Annotated in this window: 13 protein-coding genes and 1 riboswitch; of the genes, 1 reads left to right on the plus strand and 12 read right to left on the minus strand. The window is 42.7% G+C overall.

Annotated elements, in window-relative coordinates; translation table 11 throughout:
* Nucleotides 1–48: 48 nt before the first annotated feature.
* The 11 genes from ribD to nifS all read right to left on the minus strand — a co-directional run bounded on the left by ribD (nucleotide 49) and on the right by nifS (nucleotide 16,158).
* Entirely contained in the window at nucleotides 49–1,149 is a 1,101-nt protein-coding gene (ribD, locus tag ACDD58_RS03205) for a bifunctional diaminohydroxyphosphoribosylaminopyrimidine deaminase/5-amino-6-(5-phosphoribosylamino)uracil reductase RibD (RefSeq protein ID WP_370775700.1), read from the minus strand.
* A gap of 177 nt (nucleotides 1,150–1,326) precedes the next feature.
* Nucleotides 1,327–1,441: riboswitch (FMN riboswitch) on the minus strand.
* Between the two features lie 54 nt (nucleotides 1,442–1,495).
* Nucleotides 1,496–2,248 carry a CAP domain-containing protein gene (locus ACDD58_RS03210; RefSeq protein ID WP_370775703.1) on the minus strand — a complete coding sequence of 251 codons (753 nt, stop codon included), beginning with the start codon at nucleotides 2,246–2,248 and terminating at the stop codon, nucleotides 1,496–1,498.
* Between the two features lie 54 nt (nucleotides 2,249–2,302).
* Nucleotides 2,303–4,978, minus strand: coding sequence for a DegV family protein (locus ACDD58_RS03215; protein WP_370775706.1), 2,676 nt, complete (start codon nucleotides 4,976–4,978; stop codon nucleotides 2,303–2,305).
* The gene (locus ACDD58_RS03220) at nucleotides 4,975–7,767 is read right to left on the minus strand and encodes a response regulator (RefSeq protein WP_370775708.1); all 2,793 of its coding nucleotides are present in this window, start codon (nucleotides 7,765–7,767) and stop codon (nucleotides 4,975–4,977) included. The genes ACDD58_RS03215 and ACDD58_RS03220 overlap by 4 nt, the downstream gene beginning before the upstream one ends.
* Nucleotides 7,768–7,778: 11 nt before the next feature.
* Complete coding sequence (locus tag ACDD58_RS03225; RefSeq protein WP_370775710.1) at nucleotides 7,779–8,831, minus strand: HD domain-containing phosphohydrolase; 1,053 nt, start codon at nucleotides 8,829–8,831, stop codon at nucleotides 7,779–7,781.
* Between the two features lie 39 nt (nucleotides 8,832–8,870).
* A complete protein-coding gene (locus tag ACDD58_RS03230; RefSeq protein WP_370775712.1) occupies nucleotides 8,871–10,034 on the minus strand; it encodes a cation diffusion facilitator family transporter in 1,164 nt (387 codons plus the stop codon).
* Between the two features lie 60 nt (nucleotides 10,035–10,094).
* Nucleotides 10,095–10,679, minus strand: a complete 585-nt coding sequence (gene lepB, locus ACDD58_RS03235) for a signal peptidase I (protein WP_117920686.1) — start codon at nucleotides 10,677–10,679, stop codon at nucleotides 10,095–10,097.
* 1,350 nt (nucleotides 10,680–12,029) lie between these two features.
* On the minus strand, nucleotides 12,030–12,962 hold the full coding sequence (gene cysK / locus ACDD58_RS03240; protein WP_117922080.1) for a cysteine synthase A: 933 nt from the start codon (nucleotides 12,960–12,962) through the stop codon (nucleotides 12,030–12,032).
* A 109-nt stretch (nucleotides 12,963–13,071) separates the two neighbouring features.
* Complete coding sequence (locus ACDD58_RS03245; RefSeq protein ID WP_370775718.1) at nucleotides 13,072–14,379, minus strand: O-acetylhomoserine aminocarboxypropyltransferase/cysteine synthase family protein; 1,308 nt, start codon at nucleotides 14,377–14,379, stop codon at nucleotides 13,072–13,074.
* 27 nt (nucleotides 14,380–14,406) lie between these two features.
* Nucleotides 14,407–14,844 carry a Fe-S cluster assembly scaffold protein NifU gene (nifU, locus tag ACDD58_RS03250; RefSeq protein ID WP_117922078.1) on the minus strand — a complete coding sequence of 146 codons (438 nt, stop codon included), beginning with the start codon at nucleotides 14,842–14,844 and terminating at the stop codon, nucleotides 14,407–14,409.
* A 129-nt stretch (nucleotides 14,845–14,973) separates the two neighbouring features.
* Nucleotides 14,974–16,158: a cysteine desulfurase NifS gene (gene nifS, locus ACDD58_RS03255; protein ID WP_118210092.1), complete on the minus strand. Its 1,185-nt coding sequence runs from the start codon at nucleotides 16,156–16,158 to the stop codon at nucleotides 14,974–14,976.
* Nucleotides 16,159–16,517: 359 nt separating this feature from the next.
* On the opposite strand from nifS, the gene ACDD58_RS03260 reads away from it, so the two are divergent.
* Nucleotides 16,518–17,543 carry a hypothetical protein gene (locus tag ACDD58_RS03260; protein WP_243244879.1) on the plus strand — a complete coding sequence of 342 codons (1,026 nt, stop codon included), beginning with the start codon at nucleotides 16,518–16,520 and terminating at the stop codon, nucleotides 17,541–17,543.
* A gap of 128 nt (nucleotides 17,544–17,671) precedes the next feature.
* On the opposite strand, the gene ACDD58_RS03265 is transcribed toward ACDD58_RS03260, so the two are convergent.
* On the minus strand, nucleotides 17,672–18,502 hold the full coding sequence (locus ACDD58_RS03265; RefSeq protein ID WP_370775769.1) for a carbohydrate ABC transporter permease: 831 nt from the start codon (nucleotides 18,500–18,502) through the stop codon (nucleotides 17,672–17,674).
* Nucleotides 18,503–18,520 lie beyond the last annotated feature (18 nt).

Consider the following 18,520-nt stretch of genomic DNA (forward strand, 5'->3'; position numbering starts at 1 on the left):
TCCCTGCCTTTTTACAGTATGTTCAAACCTTATGTATCTATTTCCCTCTCATTTATTTTTCAGCTCCCCGGTGATCAGAATGTCCTCCCCCACCTGCTGTATCCTCTGATTGACTAGATGGTACGCATCATCGGGATGATCCACGCCCATTCCTGCAATCGGACTTTTGGCATCTGCACCGCCAAACAGTTTCGGTGCCACATACGCATACACCTCATTGACGATTCCGGCTTCTAACGCCGACCAGTTCAGCATGGCACCGCCCTCAAGTAATACACTCTCGATCCCGTCTGCTCCAAGCTGCCGCATCAGTTCTTTTAAATCTACTTTTCCATCCGCACGCTCTGTCACTATGATCCGGCATGCATATTTCTGATATTCCCTGATCCTTGCTTCATCCTGACAGCAGGTTGCAATGATGGTCTTCTGCTCCTCTGCGGTCTGCACGATACGGCTCTTAAGCGGTATCCGCAGTGTCGTATCACAAACGATCCTGACCGGGTCTTTTGTCTGCGGCAGACGGCAGTTTAACATTGGATCATCCGCGATTACCGTGCCTGCCCCAACCATGATTCCGGTCATTTCATGCCGCATGCGGTGTACCTGTTCTCTTGCCGCCTCTCCGGTGATCCATTGCGATTTTCCGGATGCCGATGCGATTTTTCCATCCAGTGTCATCGCATATTTCATCCGCACATAGGGCAATTTTGTCTGGATATAATGAAAAAATACCCGATTTTGGTACTCACATTCCTCCTGTAAAACTCCTTCCGTCACCAGGATGCCTTGCTCCCTTAACTGCCGGATTCCTCCTCCCGCCACAAGTGGATTAATATCTTTCGCCCCGACAAACACATGGCTGATGCCAGCTTCTATGATCGCCTGTGTACATGGAGGCGTTTTCCCGTAATGACAGCACGGTTCTAATGTCACATAAAGGTCTGCTCCCGCCGGATCTTCTCCCCTGCTCCTGCAATCCGCCAGCGCTTCCCTCTCTGCGTGAAGTCCGCCAAATTTTTTATGATAGCCTTCCCCGATGATCCTGTCCCCTTTTACAAGAACCGCACCAACCACCGGATTTGTCTTTGTCCATCCTCTGCCGAGTTCTGCAAGTTCCATTGCACGGCGCATATATCTTTCCTGTTGCATGAATACATTCCCCTTTCTGCAAGACAGAGTCTGCAATCTTTGTTGATTCATGACGATAGAATACACGCTCTGCGAAATTCTATTGTCACAAACAAAAAGGCTCTGAAATAAAACTATTCCAGAGCCTTGTATGCATTCTTACCGATCGTTTAAAACGATCCTTTCAATCCTGCTTATCCATATCTTCTTTCATCCAGACTATACTGTCGGCTTCGGAGTTACACCGAATCATGCCTTGCGGCTCGTGGGCTATACCACCGGTAGGGAATCTCACCCTGCCCTGAAGATCATATTCTGTTTTTATGTGTCCGAGTATAACACTCTTTCTTAAAATGTCAATACTTTTTTACCAGCTTCCCATAAAGATCTGCACCCAATAATAACGATATGGCGCATTCGCATCATAATAATAACCGATTCCAACCTGATCATAAGAATCGCTTAAAATATTAGCACGATGTCCCGGTGAGTTCATCCATCCATTCATAACATCTGCTGCATCGGTATAACCTGCCGCAATATTTTCACCTGCACTGCGATAATTTACCTGATACTTCTTTTCACTTAAAATAGAAAAACAGCTCTCTCCGTTTGGTCTTGTATGCGAAAACAGCTGTGTAAGCTCTTTTGCCCGCTTATCTGCTGCAGCATTTAAGGTATCATTCATTTTCAGAGAAGATTTTCCCTGCGCCTTTCTCTCTTTATTGATCAGCTTTAGAACTTCTGCTTTCTCTTTATCTGCTTTTGTCAGAACAGCTGCCGGCTTATTTTTTACCGTTACTTTGCAGGTATATTTCTTTTTCCCGACCTTTGCTGTAATTGTTGCCTTTCCTGCTTTTTTTGCAGTCAGTTTTCCACTTTTTGAAACGCTGACTACTGTTTTCTTTGAAGATGACCATTTCACTTTTTTCTGAGTCGGTCTTAACTTAAGCTGATATGTCTTTCCCTTTGTCATCGTCAGGCTCGTTTTATTCAGCTTTACAGCAGATGCCGCTGCAACAGTGACTGGCTGCATAACATCCACTGCGATCATGCTCCCGCTAAATATAAGAAGAATTGCCAACAACATTGCCGTTATCTTTTTCTTTACACTTTTCATTCCTCATCCTTCCTTTCGTACTATATTTATGATGCAAACAGCACCATTAAAATCTTACTCTAACATATAAATAAGTCCAAAACACCCCCCTCCGCAGTTACTCGTGATTGCCGCCGACGCCTCCTGCATGTATACCTGATCGAATTGCTTATATTTTTGCACTTCCTCTAAGATCATGTCTTTCGTCTCTTTTGAACACCCTGCAGACGTTATAAACAAAACTCTCTGATCAATGGAGGCAAACCGCGCCATCTGCGCACGAATATATTTTTTATAAACATTCTCCGTATCACCAAAAAAGATCGCGGACGGCACTATTTTCTTTTTGTGCAGTGACAAAACCGGATGACACTGCAGCATCTCTGTCAGTTTCCAAACCTGCTTATTTAAGAGCCCGCTGCGGTAAAGCTGCTTAGAACTGTCAAGTATAAAACTTGTCTGCACTTTTTTCTGCATCTCATCTAACTTCTGTATTATCTCATCCATATCCCTGTTTTTCAATGACATGTTTGCCGCCTGCATTACCATCAGTCCTGTGCCACTGGATAAATGTCCCGAATCATAGACCTGCACATGGGAAAATCCGGCTGCTGCCTTTCCTGCATTCTCAAATCCCTTTCCCGATCCGGAAGCAATACAGATGTGAAGCACCTGCTCTGCCTCCTCAAGCAGATTTCCAAAAAATGTCTCATACTCCCCGACTGTCGGTGCTTCTGATTTTGCATACTGATCTTTTTCAATATAAGAAAGCAGGCTGTCCGAATGGATTTCCACCATATCCTCAAAATGACCGTATTCCGTGTTTACAAAATAATGCATCATCGGTATTCCAAGCTGCCTTACCACATCATTCGGCAGATCTACCACATTATCTGTACTGATGATCAGTTTCTGTTTTTTCTTCTGTCCTAAAATACGGAATCCGTCCATTTCACTGATCTCATCCGGAGCAACCATATATTCAATACGCTCCTTCGGCAGATAACGAAGCAACATTGCCTCAAAAAGAATGCCGTTGATCGGTTTCGCAAGATAATCGGAAAATCCCATTTTACGATACTTCTCTTCCGCTCCTGACATTGCATTTGCCGTCAGGGCGATAATCGGTGTTTTCCGGCAGAATCCGCCTTCCTGATTGCGTATCAGATCCATGGTTTTTTCTCCATCCATTTCCGGCATCATATGATCCATAAAGATCACATCATAATTATTTTTCGCCGTCAGCTTTAAGCATTCCATTCCGCTGTGTGCTAAGGAAAGCTGGACTTTTGTCTCCCGGAGCAGCTTTTTGGCAACAAGCAGATTCATATCATTATCGTCCACAACAAGTACTTTTGCTTCCGGCGCTTCAAAGCTCTTTTTGTAGGAAGACCTCTGATGTCTCGATGAACTGTTGTAGTTGAGATTTCCAAGCGGTGCAGCATTCACGATCTTCTGTGGAATCGTGATCGTAAAAGTGGAACCCTTCTGATAAATACTGTCAACCGTGATCTGACCGCCCATCAGATTTACGAGCTGGCTGCAGATGGAAAGTCCAAGTCCTGTCCCTTCAATTCCTTTCGTATTGCCCTCATTGACCCGTTTAAAACTGTCAAACAGATATTTCATATCATCCTGCCGGATTCCCATACCGGTATCGATCACGGACATTTTTAAAAGGATTTCATCCGTCCCTGTCTGCTCCCCTTCCACAAACAACGTAACAGATCCTTTTTGCGTGTACTTGATCGCATTACTTAAAATATTCGTCAGAACCTGTTTGATCCTCATTTCATCGCCGTATAACATTGACGGCAGTTTTTCGGATACGTTGACACAAAACTCCAGATTTTTCTCATGTGCACGTATCCAGGTCGTATTTACGATCTCACTGAAAAGCTTACCTGTCTCATAACGTGCCGGAACAACCTCCATTTTTCCAGCCTCGATCTTCGACAGGTCTAAAATATCATTGATCAGGGATAACAGCATCTTACTTGCGCTCTGGATATTATTGGCATTTTCAATAATATCGTCCGACAGATTCTCCTCCCGCAGTGTCATTTCATTTAACCCTATGATCGTATTGATCGGCGTACGGATCTCATGACTCATATTGGCAAGAAAACGGCTCTGTGTATTCATTGCAGCAACTAGCTTTGCCTGCTGTTTTTCATTTTCTTTTCGCTGATACTCATAGAGTGTGATCTGAATAAACATAAATGCACAGGTCAGAAAAACAGTTATAACAGTACTTACAATAATGTCGACGTTAACCACAGATTCTGATTCCATATAAACAATTTTCTCCGGATAAACCATCGCTATATAAAAACAGACCGCATCTGCAATGAGCGTTATGACTGTTCCCGCGATAAGACCTTTTCCCCTGAGCAGAAAAAAAAGGGAGATAAAACCGAGTACAAACCAGAGCGGCATACCGCTTTTTAAACCCCCGGAACGCATAAATGTAACCGGCAGGAAAATCCCATTCAGTCCCAGCATCAGAATAAAGGAACAGATATCATATTGCTTAAATTTCTTTCCCGCCCAAAAAAGCACTCCCATAAAAAATGCCCCGGCAAACAATGCAATAACATTTTTTATTTCCATCCCTTCGGCAAGCGTATAAACTCCACCTACTGCCATTGCAATCGTTCCAAGCAGTGACATAAACCGGAATAACTGTGCATGAATGGAAACATCTTTCCGGATCAGTACCCGGATAATTCTGTCACTTAACTTATTCATTGCACGTCACCTCCCCATTTTTTTAATGTTTCTGCCGCACTGATAAAATCAAACAGTTCAATCTGTTCTGTCATATCAGTGATGATCTGTGCATCCGAATCCGTCAGTGAACTTCCTGCTTCATTTTTTACGTTTTCCAGCAGTTTTATTGCCTCCTCCTGATCAAAATTATCGATCGCAGCCGCTAATTTCTGTAACAAGGTCTTTTCTTCTCCCTCTGCCGTTACATATTTTGACAGTCCATCGAGAATCGCACAATAATCTGCTATCAGCTCCACATGGTTTTGTATGATATAATTTTCATTTTTATGCTCACATGCTTCCTGCATTCTCTTTGCTTTTGCAGAAAGATCTTTTGCGCCGATCGTCAGGCTCTGTCCTTTCAGAGAATGTATGTTGATCTTATAATTTTCCCAGTCTTTTTTATCATACAACTCCTGCAGTGTCTGGATCTGGCTTCTTCCCTGTTCATAAAAACACTGTACAATCTCCATATAATCCGCTTCATTATCGTCAAAATAGGAAAGTCCTAACTTATGATCAATACCTGCCACCTCAAAATTCTCTTCTTCTGATAACCCGCCGGATACTTCCTTGCTTCCATTCTGTCTTTCTTCTGACTCACCGGATACTTCACTGCTTCCATTCTGTCTTTCTTCTGACTCGCCGGATACTTCACTACTTCTACTCTGTTCCTCTTTGGACTGACCAGATATTTTCTCTGCTTCCCCGGTGTCTTTTTCAATAAATGCACTTAAATATTTGCGGAGGACACGTTCCATTGCTGACTTTTCAATCGGTTTCGCAACAAAATCATCAAATCCTTCTCTTATCAGCATCTCTCTGGCTCCGCCTATCGCATTGGCAGTCAGTGCTATGACCGGTATCTTTCTCTCCCTGAATCCCGGCAGTTCATGAATCCTGTGCATACATTCCACACCATCCATTTCCGGCATCATGTGATCCATAAACACAAGATCATAGCTTCTGTCACTTATTTTCTCTATGGCTTCTTTGCCGCTTAGTGCCGTATCGATCGTAATTCCATAATGGCTAAGCAGGCTTGAAACAACTTTTAAATTCATGGCACTGTCATCCACAGCGAGAATTTTTGCTCCCTTTATGCGGAATCTGTCATGGTGCCACCTTTCATCATAAGCATCCTGCTGAAGTTTTTCGCCATTTAAAACAGTGGCAATTGAGAACACATGGATTGGGCGGTAAATAAGCTGTACTTCTGATCCGACTTTCTGCAGATCACAATCCCTGTTTGCCATGACAACTACTTTCATTTTGTCGGTCAGGCTGTCAAAGTAACTCTGTTCCTCAAAATATTCCACATCCGCAACAAACAGGAACTGAAATGTTTCATGTTCGATACGGTTCTTTAACTCATGCATCGTAGAGCAGCGCACAGCATCTACATGAAGCTGATCGATCATCCTCTGTATACATTCAAGATAACCGTCACGAAGCTGCCCAAAGCGATATCTTTCGAGATTCATATAAAAAACGATCTTTTTATCCCCTGCATCACGTACAGATACAAGCGGCATATCCGTCAGTACTCTCTGCGGTATGATAATGGAAACGGTTGTCCCCACATCAGGAACACTCTCGATATGCATATGTCCATTCATCTTTGCGATCATTTTGCGTGAGATCGCAAGTCCTAAACCAACACCTCCGGCTCGTCTGTCGCGTGTTGTATCTACCTGATTGTATGTATTTTCCAGTGCATCTATATTTTTCTCACTCATGCCGATTCCGGTGTCTTTTACCTTCACCATGAGATTGATACCATATGGTTCCTTGCGGGCGCCAACAAACAAAATGACACCTCCGGCATCCGTAAACTTGATCGCATTGTTGATCAGATTTAAAATCATACGGTAGATCTTCTGACTGTCCCCAAGCAGATTATTCGGGATATCTGCCTCGCAATCCACAATGATCTCAAGATTCTTTTCTTTATTCCACACATGTGCCATATTTACCACATCATTGATCACAGATGTGATATTATAAGGCTCCTCCACAAGCTCCATAGTATCATTTTCAAGTTCTGAGAAATCCAGAATATCAGACACTAAGGACATCAGATTCCTGCCTGCGACCGTAATATCATATAACTGCTCTTTGGTCGTATCATCCACTTTCGCATCCAGTAACTCTGAGCCGATTCCGATGATCGAATTTAACGGTGTGCGGATCTCATGTGAAATATTTGCCATAAAATCATCTTTTGCATGTTCCGCTTCTTCAAGTTCACGCATTGCCTCGTCAAGTTCGATTTCATGCTGTATACGGTTCTTTAACTGTTTATTTTCCATGAGTTCGAGGATGATGATCGCAAGAAACTGCATAAAAATTTCCATTTCCCGTACCGGATTATCATAATTAACTTTATCTAACAGGAATGTATCAAGACCAAACAAAAGAAGCGTTGCTGCCAACGAAATATAATTAATCTCGATCTGATCAAAAAGAGACAACATCACGACACTTGCCGCAACCGTTGCCATGGTAAGAGACGATCCATCCGTAAAAACTGTATATAAAATAATGTTCATCCAGATCATTACCGAACAAAATAATTTTGCCAGTTTTGCGGATCGTCCTAACAGAATCCGAAGCCCGATGCTTGCCAAAAGTCCGCAGACTACCACTGCAGCTACCCAGCTAGGCCATTTTAAGTAAACTGCTGCCATTACCATATAAACCGTATATATGGTATAAAGTATGTACGGGATCAGTCCCGCTCTGTCCTTCCTGATTTCTCTTTTCATAACGTTTCCCCTCATTCACTGATATCCGTAATTTCCTGCTGCAATTCACAAAAAATTTCTGCAAGGTTCGGATCAAACTGGGAACCGCTGTTTTCCTTTATTATTTCAAATACTTTCGATGCGGGACGGATTGCTTTTTTGTAACACCGTTCCTGATAAAGTGCATCAAAAACATCTGCAAGTGCCATGATCCTTGCACATAACGGAATCTCCTCCCCGGCTAATCCATCCGGATATCCTGTACCATCCCATCTTTCGTGATGGTGTCTTGCTATTTTTCTGGCAATATCCACATATTCCTCATGTTCCACAGTTCCTATGATCCCGTCAATGATCTCACAGCCATCTACGGTATGCCTTTTCATGACAGCAAACTCCTCGTCAGTAAGTCTTCCCGGTTTTAAAAGGATTGCATCCGGCGTCTTAATTTTTCCAATGTCATGAAGTACCGATGCTTTTACCGTATTGAGTTCATAATTATGATCAAGTATATCTGTATAAAGTCCCCGCTCACGCAGCGCCCTCGTCAGAATCCGCACATAGTTCTGCGTATTTTTTACATGAAGTCCTGTGCTGTTGTCACGGCTTTCGATCAGGTTTGCGATACCGGTGATCACCTCATCCTGCATGCGCGTGATCTGGGCAACCTGTGATGCAACCATATCTTCTAAATGATTCTGATACTGTTTATTCTCCAGAATCCGTTTCACACGGCTTACTAATACCTGTGAGACGAATGGTTTTCCGACAAAATCCATCGCCCCTGCTTCAAAACATTTTGTCTCTGTCTCCGCATCATTATCACCGGTCAGAAACACAACCGGTATCGCAGCTCCATTTTCAAGTTCGCGAATCTTTGTCAGTGTTTCAAATCCGTTCATTCCCGGCATATTTACATCCAGAAGGATCAGATCCGGCGTCACTTTTGAAAGAAGTGATAATGCCATTTTCCCGGATGTAGTCGCAGAAATTCGAAATTCTTCCCCAAGAATTGTCTGTGCTCTTTTCAGATTACCCGGATCATCATCTACCAAAAGGATCAGTTCCCTGTTTTGTGTCTGCATACGCTTCTCCTTTGTAAAAACCTGAATTACCCTGCTCTTTTATACATAAGAATGATCGACTTTTATAATGACATAATAGTTATTTCCAAGACGATCTCTCACCTGCGATGTAATGCGTGCAACCAGCTCGTCATCCTGTATATGAAATTTATATGGTATCAGAACATCAAAAATAATATTCGTATGTGTAAGCCCCGTCACAACACGGAAATCATGCATATTGATCTGCTCATCGATTCCCTTGATAATGGATGTCACTGCAGCTTTCATCTCACTGACATGTTCATCTGATGTCACGATCGGATCCATATGTATCGTCGCATCACAGCCTAACTTTTCTTTTAATTCATTTTCAACATTATCAATAATATCATGTATCTCTAAGATATTTCCCTCTGCCGGAACTTCCGCATGCAGCGACACCATCTGTCTTCCAGGACCATAATCATGCACGATCAGATCATGAATCCCGCATATCTCCTCATGTGCCATTACGATCTGATCAATTTTCTGTACAAATTCCTCTTCCGGCGGCTGTCCCAAAAGTGGATTTAACGTATCTTTTGCTGCACCAATGCCTGCACACAAGATAAATACACCCACCAGCACACCACAATAGCCGTCCACATAAAGCCCTGTAAAATGTCCGATCAAAGTTGCTGCAAGTACCACTGCCGTTGCACAGGTATCACTCAGGCTGTCGGTTGCTGTTGCCTTCATTGCCGCAGAATCAATCTTTTTTGCCACCCCGCTGTTATAAAGATACATATACAATTTTACGAGAATCGAAACAATAAGGATCACAACCACCATTACGGAAAACTCGGTTTCTTCCGGATGAATGATCTTTACCAGCGAATCACGGATCAGCTCATATGCCATCAGAAGGATAGCTGCCGCAACGACCAGTCCCGACACATATTCAATCCGTCCATGTCCGAACGGATGCTCCGGGTCCGGTTTTGCCCCGGCTAACTTAAATCCGATCAGTGTGACTGCCGAAGATCCTGCATCAGACAGGTTGTTAAATGCATCTGCAGTTACAGCGATCGAGCGGCTGATCGTCCCTGCCAAAAATTTACCACAGAAAAGCAGGATGTTTAAAAAAATCCCCACCATACCACAAAGCATTCCGTACTCCTGCCTGATTTTCGCTTTATCCTCTTTTTCCCTGATAAAAAACTTTGAAAGAAATGTTATCATGTCTGCCCCCCTGCACCTGATGTTTACCCTCTGTCTGTCAAACTCTTTTTTATAAATTTTCTACTTAATTTTTCTGATATCCTGCAGCGGCCAGTAAATGACTTCACCCTTACCGAGTATCTTATCAATGCTTACATATTTATTATCCCAGTAACGCGCATCCCAAGAATCATTACGGTTATCTCCAAGAACCAGATAGCAGTCATCCGGCACTTCAAATAAATATGGTCCCGTCGCCACTGTCCATTCTTCTTTTAAATAATCTTCCTCAAGCGGTGTCTCATCTCCATCAATATAAATCTTTCCGTCCTCGATGCGGACTTCCTCTCCCGGCAGTCCAATGACCCTTTTTACATAAAGTTCTTCCTCGTCATCCGGATAATGGAAGATCACAACATCCCCGCGCTCCGGTGTGCTCTTTAAAAATGCCAGACGGTTTCCGATCAGACGGTCTCCCGGCATGATCGTATTTTCCATTGATCCTGTCGGCACATCCGCATTGATGATCAGATAATTTTTGATCAGAAATGCCGCTCCGATTGCTAATGCGAAAGTCAGAACCCAGCTTAGGATTTCCCGTGCTGCACCCGAACTTTTCTGTTTTTCCTCTATATTTGTCTCGTTATCCTGTCTTTTTGTTTCCATCTGTGTCCTCACTTTATGCCATAAATGCTTTCTTTATGCGGCAAAATATTTTGTATTAAACATCATTTTAGCACATTTACATTAAAATAAAAACCTTCTTTTCTGAAATCATCTGATGAGCTGCTCGCCAAATGCTGGTTTGCGGGTGACATGAGTTTCCTCGTGTAGGGTGGTTCCGGGGGTTTACGATTGGCAAATTGCATCAAGCCGGGAATGTTTTGTTTCCGTTGTCCGAAAATAAGGCAAGTCTAAGTCAGCCTGATTTAATGTTTCTCGGAGTGACGTGTGCGTCTTAAACGCCCCGTCCGGGGGCATTAAGACTTGTGCTGCCGTCCGTGGCAGCACAACACTGTGTTACGAACAGGCAGACTAAGATTGCCTAATTTTCTCCCAAAGTCACAAAACGAGTCCCAGCTTAATGCGATTTGCCAGCCACAAGGTTGTGAACCACCCTTCGCTGGAGAACTCATTTTACACCCTTGGAAGTGCGTAAATTTTTAGTGTTTTGTGTCTGAATCTGATAAAAAAATATTTCCAAATAACTATGTTTAATAGATTATTATTGGCTTGATAATACTGGAAAAACCTCAATGTATCCCGTTATGCCTATGTTTATTACCATACACATTTGAAAAAAATATTCTGTGTTATTTGGTCTGGCATTTTACGAAATAATTCATGTAATACAATGTAGCATATAAAAATTCTGGGAAGTCATTAAGCTGAATATCAATGATACAGCACATTAGGATTTTAAGCATATTTCCATTCGTGCAAATGTCAAAAATTCACACCCGCGCCCCCGATTTTGAGATGAACCGCCCACCCAAATGGTGTTTCATAACCTGGCGGCTGGCATCTTGCGCAAAGCCGAAGTAATTTTGTGACTTTGGGAGAAAATTAGAAAATCTTAGTGTGTCTATAGGTACACAGTGATGTTCTGCCACGGATGGCAGAACAAGGCAGCATCGAGTCATGGATGACTCGTTGTTGCCGGTCACGTCACTCCGAGAAAATCTAACCCAGACACACTTAGACTTTTCTTATTTTCGTACAACGGAACCAAAATTAACTCCGGCTTGCGCAAGATGCCATTCACAAACCTACGACTCACCATTTGGACGGGCGACACATATCTCAACAAACCAGCATTTGTCCGGCTTTTTCTAAAACATATATCCAAAAAAGCCACACTGCCGGTTCAATGTCACTAAATTAACATTAAATCAGCAGTGTGGCTTTTTGTCTATGATTCTATTGCAGGCTGCCATTTGTCATCTGACAGCTTTTATTATGATTGAACTTAAACAGCAAATCTTAATTCTCTGACTGACAATTGATAAAATCGGCTTAGTCAGCAAATAATGCTGTAGAGTAGTAGCGGTCACCACTGTCCGGAAGAAGGGCAACGATTGTTTTTCCTTTGTTTTCCGGGCGTTTTGCAAGCTCGATCGCAGCATATAATGCTGCGCCGGAAGAAATTCCGACTAATACACCCTCTGCTTTTGCAAGTTCTTTTCCGGTTGCAAATGCATCTTCGTTTGCTACCGGGAATACCTCATCATAAATTTTGGTATCTAATACTTCCGGAACAAATCCTGCACCGATTCCCTGAATCTTATGAGGACCTGCAGTTCCTTTGGAAAGAACCGGAGATGTCTCAGGCTCAACTGCTACAACCTTTACATCTTTATTCTGGGATTTTAAGTACTGACCAACACCGGTAACTGTTCCACCGGTACCAACACCTGCAACGAATATATCTACTTTACCGTCTGTATCTGCCCAGATCTCCGGTCCTGTTGTCTCAAAGTGAGCCTGTACGTTTGCCGGGTTTGTAAACTGGGATGGGATAAAACTTCCAGGAATCTCTTTTGCAAGTTCTTCTGCTTTTGCGATCGCACCTTTCATTCCCTTTGCACCCTCTGTTAAAACGATCTCTGCACCGTATGCTTTTAATATGTTTCGGCGCTCAACGCTCATGGTCTCAGGCATTGTTAAAATGATGCGGTAACCTTTTGCTGCTGCGATAGAAGCAAGACCGATTCCTGTATTTCCGGATGTTGGCTCAATGATAACAGAACCTTCTTTTAAAAGTCCTTTTTCCTCTGCATCTTTTACCATGTAATATGCAGCACGGTCTTTGACACTTCCTGATGTATTAAAATACTCAAGTTTTACAAGAACTTTTGCCTCAAGTCCTTTGTTTTTCTCTAATTTTGTTACTTCTAATAAAGGTGTTTTTCCAATTAAATCTGTTGCACTCTGGTATACGTTTGCCATAATAATGTCTCCTTTTCTGTGCTGTTTTGCATGAATCTGTTATTTGAATGCTGCTGTTTCCGAAATTTACAATAGATACTTTAAAACTCCGGCTGATAAAAACTACTTGTTACTTTATTGCCTTAAATGCCTCATCAAGGTCTTCAATGATATCCTTGATATTCTCTGTTCCGATGGAAAGGCGGATCGTGTTCGGGTAAATTCCCTGCTCTGCCAGTTCTGCCTCATTTAACTGTGCATGTGTGGTAGAAGCCGGATGAATGACAAGTGATTTTACATCTGCCACGTTTGCAAGTAAGGAAAAGATCTCAAGATTATCAATAAAATCTTTTGCCGTCTGCTCATCCCCTTTGATCTCAAAGGTAAAGATAGAACCGCCACCGTTCGGGAAGTATTTTTTGTACAGCTCCTGCTGCTCTTTATCCTGTGTAACGGACGGGTGATGTACCTTCTCCACCTGCGGATGATTGTTTAAATACTCTACAACCTTTAATGCATTTTCGACATGACGTTCTACACGCAAGGACAGTGTCTCAAGTCCCTGTAAAAACATAAATGCATGGAATGGCGAGATCGTTGCTCCGGTATCACGAAGTAAGATCGCACGGATTCTTGTAACGAATGCTTCCGGTCCTGCTGCCTGTGAAAAGCTGATTCCATGGTAGCTCGGATTTGGTTCCGTGATAGCAGGGAACTTGCCGGATGCCTCCCAGTCAAACTTTCCGCTGTCTACAATAACACCACCGATTGCAGTTCCATGACCACCGATGAATTTTGTTGCAGAATGAACAACGATGTCTGCACCGTATTCGATCGGGCGAAGCAGATACGGGGTTGCAAATGTATTGTCCACAACAAGTGGTATTTTATGTGCATGGGCGATCTTTGCGATTGCCTCAATGTCGCTGACATCTGAGTTTGGATTTCCGAATGTTTCTATGTAAAGTGCTTTTGTATTGTCCTGAATCGCTTTTTCAAAGTTTGAAACATCAAGCGGATCAACGAATGTTGTTGTGATTCCGTAATCCGGCAGTGTATGCTCTAACAGGTTGTAAGAACCACCGTAAATATTGTTTGCTGCAACGATATGATCACCGGCATGTGCAAGGTTCTCGATCGTATATGTGATCGCTGCTGCACCGGATGCTACTGCAAGTGCTGCAACACCACCCTCTAATGCTGCGATTCTCTTTTCAAATACATCCTCGGTCGGATTGGTAAGTCTTCCATAGATATTACCTGCATCTTTTAAGCCAAAACGGTCTGCAGCATGCTGGCTGTTATGGAATACATAAGAAGATGTCGCATAGATCGGTACTGCTCTTGCATCAGTAACCGGATCTGCTTCCTCCTGTCCTACATGTAACTGTAATGTTTCAAAACCCAGATTTCTTTCGCTCAAATGTTTTTTGCCCATAGATCACTTCCCCTTCATTTAATATAATTAGTATTCTTCTTCCTCTTCTTTTTCACTGATATCATTTACCGGACGCTCTAAGCCTTCAATCTTGATACCATTCTTCTCTGCATAATCCCAGAGTGCTGCATGGATTGCTTCCTCTGCAAGCAGGGAACAGTGTACTTTTACTGGTGGAAGTCCGTCTAATGCTTCCATAACTGCTTTGTTGGTAACTTCAAGTGCTTCCTGGATTGTTTTTCCTTTTACAAGCTCAGTTGCCATGCTGCTGGTTGCAACGGCTGCGCCGCATCCGAAAGTTTTAAATTTTGCTTCTTTAATGATTCCATTATCATCAATATCAAGATACATTCGCATGATATCTCCGCATTTTGCATTACCAACGGTACCAACACCGCTTGGATTCTCCATCTCTCCAACGTTTCTCGGATGATTAAAATGATCCATTACTTTCTCACTGTACATATCTGATTTCTCCTTCTTTATCTCTCTACGCTCAATTTGTTTTTAATTATACAAATCCATTTTTTGCTCTTGCAATTTGTTTTCATTTTGCAAATTTAAATTTTTTACTCTTACAGATCTGCTCTGATTTTATTTATTCTGTTCTTTTACAAAATCCTCATATAATGGGGACATGCCGCGCAGACGCTCAATGATCTTCTTTAACTCATCTACTGTGTAGTCGATCTCTTCCATCGTGTTCTTCTCGGATAAAGTCAGACGCAGGGAACCATGTGCGATCTCATGCGGCAGACCGATTGCAAGAAGTACATGGGATGGATCTAATGATCCCGAAGTACATGCAGAACCACTGGAACCACAGATTCCTGCCTGGTCTAAGAGAATCAGCATGGACTCTCCCTCGATGAAACGGAAGCAGAAGTTTGCATTGTTCGGCAGACGGTCTGTACGGTGTCCGTTTAATCTGGTATAAGGAATTTCTTTTAATATACGCTCGATCAGATGATCTCTTAATGCGATCTCTTTTGCACTGCGTTCTTCCATATTTTCTTTTGCAAGTTTTGCAGCTGTACCGATTCCAACGATACCCGGAACATTATGTGTACCGGCACGACGTTTTCTCTCCTGTGCACCGCCGTGGATAAAGGAACGGATCTTAACACCTTTGCGGATATACATCACACCGATACCCTTTGGTCCGTTGATCTTATGACCACTTGCACTTAACATATCAATGTTCATCTCTTCCACGTCGATCGGGATATGTCCGAATGCCTGAACTGCATCTGTGTGGAATAATACACCATGATCATGTGCGATCTTTCCGATCTCTTTGATCGGCTGGATTGTTCCGATCTCATTATTTGCTGACATAATGGATATCAGGATCGTATCCGGGCGGATCGCTTTCTCTAATTCCTCAAGGCTGATCTTTCCGTCTTCATCGACATCCAGATAAGTTACTTCATAACCTTTCTGCTCTAAGTATGCGCAGGTATGAAGGATCGCATGATGCTCGATCTTGCTTGTGATGATATGTTTTCCTTTTGACTCATATGCCTCTGCAGTTGCCTTTAATGCCCAGTTGTCTGACTCACTGCCGCCGCCGGTAAAGTAGATATCCTCCGGTCTTGCATTGATCAGATCTGCAACATTTGCTCTTGCCTCATCAACTGCTTTTTTGCTCTCTCCTGCGAAAGAATAAATAGCGGAAGGGTTGCCATAATGCTCTGTAAAATATGGGAGCATTGCATCTAATACTTCCTGATATACCTGTGTGGTTGCTGCATTATCTAAATAAATTAATTTTGCCATGATATCGTTCCTTTCTTTGTCCTTATCTTATCCATTTTATACGGTACTCATACTCGCCAAAACCCATATATTCTGTATGTATCCATAATCAGCCCGTTTTATTTCCTAGTTTGTTGATATGATATAAGTATTATACACCATCAATTCCTATTGTCAAGATAGGAATTGCAATTTTTTGTGCAAAAACAAGAACAATCCGTTTCCCTTTAAATCAAGTGACAACCCTCCTATATAATGCTATAATAAATCGTCAAACGCAACAAATATCTTAATATTCTGACAGATGATATTTTGCAGTAAATGTTTTACAAATAGAATTTAATGATGCCTCAAAATCGGGGGCAGGAATGGAGACTATTATGAACCAGTTATTTTCACCGGAACTGATTCCGGATTATATGCACGCACACCCGGAGTACGGGGTAAAACGTATTTTGACCTACACGGTCTATCGCTTTTTATCCTTTGCAGGAAAAGAGGATGATACACTTGCCGCTTATATAAAAGAAACGTTATTTCCAATGGAAGATGCACTCGACTTTTCCCTGATCAGCGATTATCTGGCTCTGGATCCTTATTTTTGTCCGATACCGGAGGAGGACAGTTTTGACGCCTTTTTCTTATATACCGCAATCAGCATCTTAGAGAATGCATTTGACGAATTTGCATTAGGTGATGAGCTTGCCATCATTGATGACCTGATTCTGACAAAATATCCGGTACTTGGTTCTGTTGCATTGGACGATGCTGATATCCGTCTGGATGCGCTGATCGGCAGCGGTGCGGAGTTTTATGCCGTTTTATATCTGGCTCTGACGAGATATCCGTCAGCACTCGGTTCACTGCTTCCACAGTTTGGCACCGCCTACCATGACAGTTACCAGTTCACCGGCGACGACACAGCACTTTACGATTTCATGGATGAATATTTTGAAACGAAAAACTGTATGCTGCAGCCATTTTTCGTGGAACTTTCCAACACGCTTGTTGACGCAACACTCGGCTATTACAAGACTGACCTTGAGACACTGCTTGCGACGGAAGTTACGGGGCTTTTAAACGGAACGGCTTCCCGCTTTGCCGTGCAGAAACGTTTCGGTGCACTCGGACTCACCAGACTGCCGGACCACGATACCTGTCTGGCACTGTTATCCGAATCTTTCCGCTATGCAGCACTTTATGAACTGCGCAGCAACCTCTTTGATTACCACCTTGAAGAAGACCGTCTGGTGACTGCGGACAACTGGAAAGATACCATCCGTTTTCACTTCGTGCAGTATCAGCATATTTATGAGCAGGCACTCGACGGATTTTATGCGGCTGTGCTTTCCAGAAAGCTGCTGCGCGCAGAGTTTTCGGAGGAATTAAAAAAACTGGGGTTCTAGTCCCCAGTTTTTTTGAATAATACCAGAAGGGGCTGCACACTAATTACCTAGTGCGGCAGCCCCCTGTTCTTAAGCCTCTCACAGCTTCTCTCACTTACATCCTATATATAAATCTTTTAATTTATCAATCAGCCCTTCAATCCGGAAGTACTGATTCCTTCTACCAGATATTTCTGGAAGAAAATAAAAATCAATACGGACGGAAGAATAGACAAACTTGCCATTGCAAACATTGCACCATAATCGGATGAAGATCCAGGATCACAGAACAGTTTCAGTGCCAGACTCACCGGATACATTGCCGTTTTATTAACATAAAGTAATGCTGAAAGGAAATCATCCCATCTCCACATAAAGGAGAAAATACATCCCGTCACTACTGCCGGCTTAATCAAAGGAACGATGACCCTGATAAAAATTCCCCAGTAGGAACAGCCGTCAATCTTTGCTGCTTCATCCAGTTCCACCGGAATGCCACTGATGAAGTTAGACATAAGATAAACAAAGAATCCCTGCGTAGCAAAGAAATACGGAATGATCAGGGGCAGATAAGAACCTACCCAGCCAAGTTTCTGATACCACAGGTACTGAGGTATCATCAGTACCTGTGCTGGGAGCATCATGGACAAAAGCATTGCCGCAAATAAGATCCCTCTGCCCCGGAATTTAAATCTTGCAAAACCGTAGGCTACCACTGCCGAAGAAAGAATTGTTCCAAAAGTTGCTAGTACGGAGATCAGAATAGAGTTTTTGAAAAATGTTGCAAATGTGATCTTTGCAAAACCCTTCCATCCGTTAATATAGTTATCCAGTGTAAAATGTTCCGGGAGCAGGGATCCTGCTGTGGTAAAAATCGTATTGGTCTCTTTAAAAGAACTCATAACCATCCATACCAGCGGGTATACCATGATCAGACCAATCAGTAAAATCACTACATGGTAGATTATAGTTCCCACCATATGTTTTTTCTCTGTACT

Origin of the sequence: Roseburia sp. (assembly GCF_041325975.1) — a bacterium.
Lineage (GTDB): Bacteria > Bacillota > Clostridia > Lachnospirales > Lachnospiraceae > Roseburia > Roseburia rectibacter.

What these genes read in the sequence shown, in the direction of transcription:
- ribD (WP_370775700.1), bottom strand. Translation starts at nt 1,149, where the DNA reads ATGCAACAGGAAAGATATATGCGCCGTGCAATGGAACTTGCAGAACTC.
- ACDD58_RS03210 (WP_370775703.1), bottom strand. Translation starts at nt 2,248, where the DNA reads ATGAAAAGTGTAAAGAAAAAGATAACGGCAATGTTGTTGGCAATTCTT.
- ACDD58_RS03215 (WP_370775706.1), bottom strand. Translation starts at nt 4,978, where the DNA reads ATGAATAAGTTAAGTGACAGAATTATCCGGGTACTGATCCGGAAAGAT.
- ACDD58_RS03220 (WP_370775708.1), bottom strand. Translation starts at nt 7,767, where the DNA reads ATGAAAAGAGAAATCAGGAAGGACAGAGCGGGACTGATCCCGTACATA.
- ACDD58_RS03225 (WP_370775710.1), bottom strand. Translation starts at nt 8,831, where the DNA reads ATGCAGACACAAAACAGGGAACTGATCCTTTTGGTAGATGATGATCCG.
- ACDD58_RS03230 (WP_370775712.1), bottom strand. Translation starts at nt 10,034, where the DNA reads ATGATAACATTTCTTTCAAAGTTTTTTATCAGGGAAAAAGAGGATAAA.
- lepB (WP_117920686.1), bottom strand. Translation starts at nt 10,679, where the DNA reads ATGGAAACAAAAAGACAGGATAACGAGACAAATATAGAGGAAAAACAG.
- cysK (WP_117922080.1), bottom strand. Translation starts at nt 12,962, where the DNA reads ATGGCAAACGTATACCAGAGTGCAACAGATTTAATTGGAAAAACACCT.
- ACDD58_RS03245 (WP_370775718.1), bottom strand. Translation starts at nt 14,379, where the DNA reads ATGGGCAAAAAACATTTGAGCGAAAGAAATCTGGGTTTTGAAACATTA.
- nifU (WP_117922078.1), bottom strand. Translation starts at nt 14,844, where the DNA reads ATGTACAGTGAGAAAGTAATGGATCATTTTAATCATCCGAGAAACGTT.
- nifS (WP_118210092.1), bottom strand. Translation starts at nt 16,158, where the DNA reads ATGGCAAAATTAATTTATTTAGATAATGCAGCAACCACACAGGTATAT.
- ACDD58_RS03260 (WP_243244879.1), top strand. Translation starts at nt 16,518, where the DNA reads ATGAACCAGTTATTTTCACCGGAACTGATTCCGGATTATATGCACGCA.
- ACDD58_RS03265 (WP_370775769.1), bottom strand. Translation starts at nt 18,502, where the DNA reads ATGGTGGGAACTATAATCTACCATGTAGTGATTTTACTGATTGGTCTG.